Raw genomic sequence first — 6,870 nt, 5'->3', positions numbered from 1 at the left:
ACTCCACCAACTCCACCAACTCCACCAACTTCATCAACTTCATCAACTTCATCAAGTCCAATAGGTTCGAGTCTCGTAAGCTCACTACATATGCACACCTCTTCACCTATTTCTTCCCCCCAAAAGCAATTAGCAGAGGAGGAAAAAGAAGAAGAATGGAATACCTTTCAACAAAATACTTCTTCACTATAAATCACACGAAGGTGGGCTCTTCCAATTAGCCTTAAGTTTTCCTTGACTAGAGAACAATCCGACGTACCGCGGCTTGTCCCTGAGGGCTCCCCTCAGGGCCGTAAATAGAATTAAAGTAACTCACCACACAAATTGGCTTCCATCTGTATCTTAATTTGTGCACTATTTAATTTCTTACTTAATAAATACAAGAGCTTGCAATGCGCAGCCTCAGGCGTCATATCATGACCACTAATCAATCCAGCTTGTTTTAAAGTATATCCAGTCGCATATTGGCTCATTTCCACTCGTCCTTGTAGGCATTGTGTACAATTAATAACAATCACGCCACGTGCACAAGCGTCTTTCAGCAAAGTTAAAAATCGTGGATCATTGTTTTGCGCATTACCAGCCCCATAAGTTTCCAAAATCAATCCACATAACGGTTGATTTAAAATATAAGCCAATACCTCCGTTGCAAAACCAGGGAACAATCTAAAGTTAGCAATAAATTGTGGCTGAATCATTTGTAGGTTAAACGATTTTTGTGGTTGTTTTAATAACAGATGCTGATGCATATTAATTTTTATGCCGATTGAAGCCAAATGCGGATAATTAGGTGAATCAAAGGCATCAAAACCTTGGGCATTGACTTTTTGTGTACGATTACCACGCAATAATCGCTGATTAAAATAAATACATACTTCCTGTATGGATTGATGCGCACAAAGCCATAGCGAAGTCACAATATTATCCAATGCATCATTACGCACCTCAGATAATGGAATTTGTGACCCCGTAATAATTACCGGCTTCGCCAGATTTTCTAACATAAATGACAATGCAGAAGCAGTATAAGCCATGGTATCGGTACCATGAAAAACGATAAATCCATCAAATTGTTCATAATGATCAGCAATGTCTTTAGCGATCCGATTCCATTCGGTAACCGTCATATTCGAAGAATCCAATAATGGCTGGTATTCTTTAATTGTAAACGCAGGAAGATCCGGATGCTGTAATAAGGGCAATTTCTGCAACGTTGCCGCCACATAGCCAAGTACAGGCTCATAGCCCTGCTCTGTTTTCATGGAACTAATCGTACCACCAGTATTAATAATCAGAACACGTTTCTTCATAGGATCTTAAATTAAAATATTTGTGTTAATTATATATACATAGGAACAAAGGCGAAAGCTCTTGCTTTTATCTGTTTTTTGATGATTTTGGCGTTTAAAAATCAATTACTCCCAATTCATCGATTTTTTTTAAGTAATAATGACGATTTAAATTGCCAAGGTCTTGCACTTTATGGAAAAATCTAGATATTAGCGGTTTAATCTAAACAGTGACATCATGGTGATTGATCGTGCCGGTTATCGGTTGAATGTAGGTATTATCCTAGTCAACGAGCAAAACAGAGTATTCTGGGGAAGAAGAAGCGGGCATGATGCTTGGCAGTTCCCTCAAGGTGGAATCGCAGCAGGTGAAACATCCATACAAGCTATGTTTCGTGAGCTGCATGAAGAAGTAGGATTAGATAAAGAAGATGTTGAGGTTATTGGCTCTACCAAGCGTTGGCTAAAATATAGACTACCTAAACAATATTTGCGTCATGGTAGTGAGCCTTTAGTTATTGGCCAAAAACAAAAATGGTTTTTACTCAAGCTTGTTGCTAGTGAACAAAAAGTAAAACTGGACTTAAGCGATTCGCCAGAATTTGACAGTTGGCGTTGGATCGATTTTCATGAGCCAGAAGGTCAGGTCATCTTTTTTAAGCGCCAGGTGTATACTCAGGCATTAAAAGAGCTGGAACCTTTACTACAAAAAAATCGCCGTACGCCTTACGGCTTAAAACGAAAAAAGAGGTAATCATAGGCATCGATGCTCAAGGTACTTAAACGAATCGTTCAAGAAGTCACCGCAGCCCAACATCTCTCAGAGGCGCTAGGCATTTTGGTGCAACAAATTAATAAAGCCATTAATGCTGAGGCTGTCTCCGTTTACCTTATCGATACCAAACACGCAGAATACGTCCTCATAGCGACTGAAGGCTTAAATAAGCAAGCGGAGTTCCACGTACGTATTTCTCTTGATAGTGGGCTTATTGGCCAAGTGGGGCGACGTGAAGAGCCTATTAACATTGAAAATGCTCCTTCCCACCCTGACTTTTACCATCAATCGCTTTTAGGTGAAGAGCGGTTTAATGCTTTTCTTGGTGTTCCTATCATCCAACATCGTAAACTCTATGGCGTATTGATTGCCCAACAAACTGAGCAGCGTTGTTTTGACGATACAGAAGAATCATTCCTAATTACCTTAGCCGCACAATTAGGTGGTATTATTGCCCATGCGGAAGCGACTGGTGAATTGACTGAACTGACACAACCGAAAAAACATCAAAGTAGTGCGGATAAAACAGAAAATTTCCCAATTGCTCTAACCGGCATTGGCTCAGTTCCGGGTGTGGGAATTGGAACAGCTGTTGTTGTTTATCCTCCAGCGGATATTGATGCGGTCCCCAGGCACCCAGTAGAAACTTTAGATGAAGAAATCTGCACTTTTTATAAAGCACTTGAAGCAACTCGCGAAGACATGTTACGTTTAAGCAAGCGGATGAAAGCTGTTGTTGCTAACGAAGAACATGCTTTATTTGACGTCTATCTACGCATCTTGGATAAAGACAGCCTAGGTGTAGAAGTTGAAGAAGTCATACGTGAAGAAAAAATCAGTGCACAAGCAGCTTTGGCAACAGTGATTAAAAAGCACGTTTCCCAATTTGAGAGCATGGAAGATTCCTACCTGCGTGAGCGAGCCAGTGATTTTCGTGATCTGGGGCGTCGTGTTCTTGCCGCACTGCAATGGTCACAACATGAAGAATTAGTTTATCCCAAACGTACAATTTTAATCGGTGAAGAAGTCACCGCTGCAGCTCTTGCTGAAGTTCCTGAAGGCTGTTTAGCCGGTGTGGTTTCTGCCAAGGGCTCAAACAATTCACACGTAGCAATTTTAGCCCGCGCATTAGGCGTGCCTACGGTAATGGGAATTAGAGGCTTAAAGCTGGAATTAATTCCGCGACGTGCAATTATTGTGGATGGTTATTATGGCCATGTTTATATTTCCCCCTCGAAAACTGTCTTGGCGGAATTCAAACAATTAGAACAAGAAGAACAGGCATTAAATCAAAGCTTGATTAGCTTACGTGATAAACCTGCAGAGACCACCGATTGCTATAAAATTTCATTACAAGTCAATACAGGATTAGCCATGGACGCCGGGTTATCCATGAGCGTAGGTGCAGAAGGCGTGGGTTTATACCGCTCTGAAGTTCCCTTCATGAGTCGCGATCAATTCCCTTCAGAAGATGAACAGACCATTATCTATCGCCAAACACTTAAAGCTTTTGCCCCACACCCAGTAACGATGCGCACCTTAGATATTGGCGGTGATAAAGTATTGCCTTATTTTCCCGTAGAAGAAGATAACCCTTATTTAGGCTGGCGTGGAATTCGGGTAACCTTAGACCACCCCGATGTATTCCTTATTCAAGTTCGCGCCATGATGCGCGCCAGTGAAGAATTAAATAATCTGCGTATTATGTTACCGATGATTACTACTCTTAGTGAAGTAGAAGAAGCAGCCTACCTCATTGATCAGGCTTTTGCAGAATTACTTGAAGAAGGCTGTCAAATTGAAAAACCTAAATTAGGCGTTATGATTGAAGTCCCTGCAGCAGCTTATTTAGCACGTGAAATTGCCAAGCGTATCGATTTTATTTCCGTAGGTTCTAATGACCTAACCCAATATTTCTTGGCAGTAGATCGTAACAATGCTCGAGTAGCTGGTCTTTATGATTCCCTACATCCTGCCATGCTACGTGTACTGCTTAAAATAGTTGAAGGCGGGCATGCAGCAGGCGTTGAAGTGAGTATCTGTGGGGAAATGGCCAGTGACCCACTAGCAGTAATTTTATTAATCGCAATGGGCTTTGATACCTTAAGTATGAACTCTGCAAGTTTACCCAGAGTGAAATGGGTGATCCGTAATTTTGCCATTGCTAATGCACGTAAAATTCTTGCTGAAGTTTTGGAGTTTGAGCATCCCGCAGAAATTCGACTTCATCTACAAAAAGCACTCGAAGACGAAGGGTTAGGAAGCCTCATCCGAGCAGGAAAATCTCTATGATCACTATGCTTATTCTGCATAGTCTGGTTTATTTAGGTGTGGGCTCTTTTGCAGGCTTTATGGCAGGATTATTTGGTGTTGGTGGTGGGCTTATTGTAGTGCCAGGCCTCATTTTTATCTTCCAACAATTGCAACTCTTTCCTCAGCATATCCTCATGTATGTAGCTATTGGCAGTTCCTTGGCAACCATGATCATCACCTCTCAAGCAGCAATTAGAGCTCATTATAAATTAGGTACCATTCTTTGGTGGGTATTCAATAAACTTTGGCCAGGCCTTATCATTGGCACAATTATTGGCGCGATTGCCGCATCGCAAATTCCTACCAATGATTTGAAAATATTCTTTGCCCTATTTCTCTTGTTTGTTGCGGCCAAAATGTTTTTTGATAAAGAAGTTGAGCGCCCAGAAAAATTTCCTCCTAATTGGATGACTTTTCTCATTAGTTTTTTGGTAGGTGTTAATTCGGGATTGTTAGGAATTGGTGGCGGCATCCTCATTGTGCCTTTTAGTGCTTATTGTGGTATTCCTACACGCAAAATTGCAGCCATTTCTAATTTAAGTGCATTATCTATTGCCATCACCGGTACGGTAATCTTTATGATTACTGGCTTTAATGAAACATGCAACATCCCATTAACTACTGGCTATATTTACTGGCCAGCGGTCTTTCTCGTAGGTATTACCAGCAGTATAATGGCTCCCATTGGGACAAAATTAAATTACTCATTACCAGTAAAGCAATTAAAATATAGTTTTATGATTTTATTAGTGATTATTGGTTTAAAAATGCTCTTCTAAAGGGACACTCATGTTTATCTATCCTTACATCAACCCCGTTGCTTTTTCCATAGGTCCAGTGCAAGTACACTGGTATGGCTTAATGTATTTAATCGGCTTTATCAGTGCCTGGTTATTAGCGCATTGGCGAATGAAGCATTATCAATTAAATTGGACTTCCGAGCAGATAAGTGATCTCATCTTCTACGCAGCGCTAGGAGTAATTATAGGCGGCCGTGTCGGCTATATGTTTTTTTATAATTTTACTGAATTTCTTCATGCACCATGGAATTTATTTAAAGTCTGGGAAGGAGGCATGTCCTTTCATGGTGGATTATTGGGCGTGCTCATAGCCTTATGGAGCTTTGCTCGTCGCTACAAGAAACCATTTTGGGAAGTTGGCGATTTTATCGCTCCTTTAGTACCTATTGGTTTGGGTGCTGGACGCATTGGCAACTTTATTAATGGCGAATTGTGGGGCAGAGTTACAGACATGCCCTGGGGCATGATTTACTATCATGTAGATGATCAACCCCGTCATCCCTCTGAGTTGTATGAATTTGGTTTGGAAGGGATATGTTTATTTATTATCATTTGGTGCTATGCCAGTAAACCACGTCCTCTTGGGCGTGTCTCTGCGGTTTTTTTAATCGGTTATGCCATTTGCCGCATTATTGCTGAATGTTTTCGGCAGCCTGATCCACAATTAGGATATATTGCCTTTAACTGGTTGACTATGGGACAAATTTTATCAATTCCTATGTTATTATTAGGGTTTTGGTTATGGTGGGCAAAACAATGAAAATTTATTTGCACTTATTAGAACATATTTTACATAACGGTACTGAAAAAACTGATCGAACTGGAACCGGTACACTTTCAGTTTTTGGCTATCAAATGCGTTTTAATTTGCGTCAGGGTTTTCCTTTATTAACCACTAAAAAATTACACACTCGTAGCATCATTCATGAGTTATTGTGGTTTTTAAAAGGTGACACCAATATTGCTTATTTAAAAGAAAATGATGTTTCCATTTGGGATGAATGGGCAGACAGTAATGGCGATTTAGGCCCAGTTTATGGAAAGCAATGGCGTAGTTGGCCTACTGCTGATGGCCAGACCATTGATCAAATCAGTGATGTTATTAAGCAAATAAAAACGAATCCTGATTCGCGCCGCTTGCTCGTTAGCGCTTGGAATGTAGGTGAGTTAGAACAAATGGCGTTAATGCCTTGCCATGCCTTGTTTCAATTTTACGTTGCCAATGGCACGCTTTCTTGTCAATTATATCAACGCTCAGCAGATGTATTTTTAGGTGTGCCTTTCAATATTGCCTCATATTCTTTATTGACGCATATGGTGGCACAACAATGCAATTTACAGATTGGTGATTTTATCTGGACCGGTGGTGATTGCCATTTATACTTAAATCACTTAGAGCAGGCACGCACGCAATTAACGCGTGAGCCTTTAACATTAGCTACTTTAAATATCAAGCGCAAACCGGTTTCTATTTTTGACTATGCTTATGATGATTTTGAGTTTATAAATTATCAATCCCATCCAGCAATCAAAGCACCAATTGCGGTATAATCATTGAGGGTAATAGATACTGAGAAATAGTTACTGGAGACAACATTATTTCGGGAACGCAAGCGCTCATTCATGTGAACGTTCAACGGATTTTTAAATAGAGTTGTAGGTTGGGCCTTGGCCCAACCTACGATTTTCCTTA

At 40.6% G+C, this 6,870-nt stretch carries 7 protein-coding genes; 5 read left to right on the top strand and 2 right to left on the bottom strand.

The features are described from left to right. Positions 1 to 302: 302 nt before the first annotated feature. Positions 303 to 1,310 carry an asparaginase gene (gene ansA, locus QM652_RS13610; RefSeq protein ID WP_415076707.1) on the bottom strand — a complete coding sequence of 336 codons (1,008 nt, stop codon included), beginning with the start codon at positions 1,308 to 1,310 and terminating at the stop codon, positions 303 to 305. Between the two features lie 220 nt (positions 1,311 to 1,530). Here ansA and QM652_RS13605 point away from each other — a divergent pair, with 220 nt between their 5' ends. Genes QM652_RS13605 through thyA form a run of 5 tightly spaced genes read left to right on the top strand, consistent with a single transcriptional unit; the run spans position 1,531 to position 6,728 of the window. Then, complete coding sequence (locus QM652_RS13605) at positions 1,531 to 2,043, top strand: RNA pyrophosphohydrolase (protein WP_415076709.1); 513 nt, start codon at positions 1,531 to 1,533, stop codon at positions 2,041 to 2,043. A 12-nt stretch (positions 2,044 to 2,055) separates the two neighbouring features. Further along, a complete protein-coding gene (gene ptsP / locus QM652_RS13600; RefSeq protein ID WP_415076705.1) occupies positions 2,056 to 4,356 on the top strand; it encodes a phosphoenolpyruvate--protein phosphotransferase in 2,301 nt (766 codons plus the stop codon). Beyond that, positions 4,353 to 5,156 carry a sulfite exporter TauE/SafE family protein gene (locus tag QM652_RS13595; protein ID WP_415076703.1) on the top strand — a complete coding sequence of 268 codons (804 nt, stop codon included), beginning with the start codon at positions 4,353 to 4,355 and terminating at the stop codon, positions 5,154 to 5,156. Before ptsP ends, QM652_RS13595 begins: the two co-directional genes overlap by 4 nt. A gap of 10 nt (positions 5,157 to 5,166) precedes the next feature. Next, complete coding sequence (gene lgt, locus QM652_RS13590) at positions 5,167 to 5,937, top strand: prolipoprotein diacylglyceryl transferase (RefSeq protein WP_415076701.1); 771 nt, start codon at positions 5,167 to 5,169, stop codon at positions 5,935 to 5,937. Beyond that, a complete protein-coding gene (thyA, locus tag QM652_RS13585; protein ID WP_415076699.1) occupies positions 5,934 to 6,728 on the top strand; it encodes a thymidylate synthase in 795 nt (264 codons plus the stop codon). Before lgt ends, thyA begins: the two co-directional genes overlap by 4 nt. Here thyA and QM652_RS13580 read toward each other — a convergent pair. Further along, positions 6,689 to 6,870 (bottom strand): hypothetical protein (locus QM652_RS13580; protein ID WP_415076697.1); only part of this gene is annotated, 182 nt, incomplete at its 5' end. The two genes, thyA and QM652_RS13580, sit on opposite strands and share 40 nt — an antisense overlap.

Origin of the sequence: Legionella sp. (assembly GCF_047605385.1) — a bacterium.
Lineage (GTDB): Bacteria > Pseudomonadota > Gammaproteobacteria > Legionellales > Legionellaceae > Legionella.
Note: the sequence above shows the minus strand (reverse complement) of the source record. Positions and strands in the feature narration are given on the sequence as shown.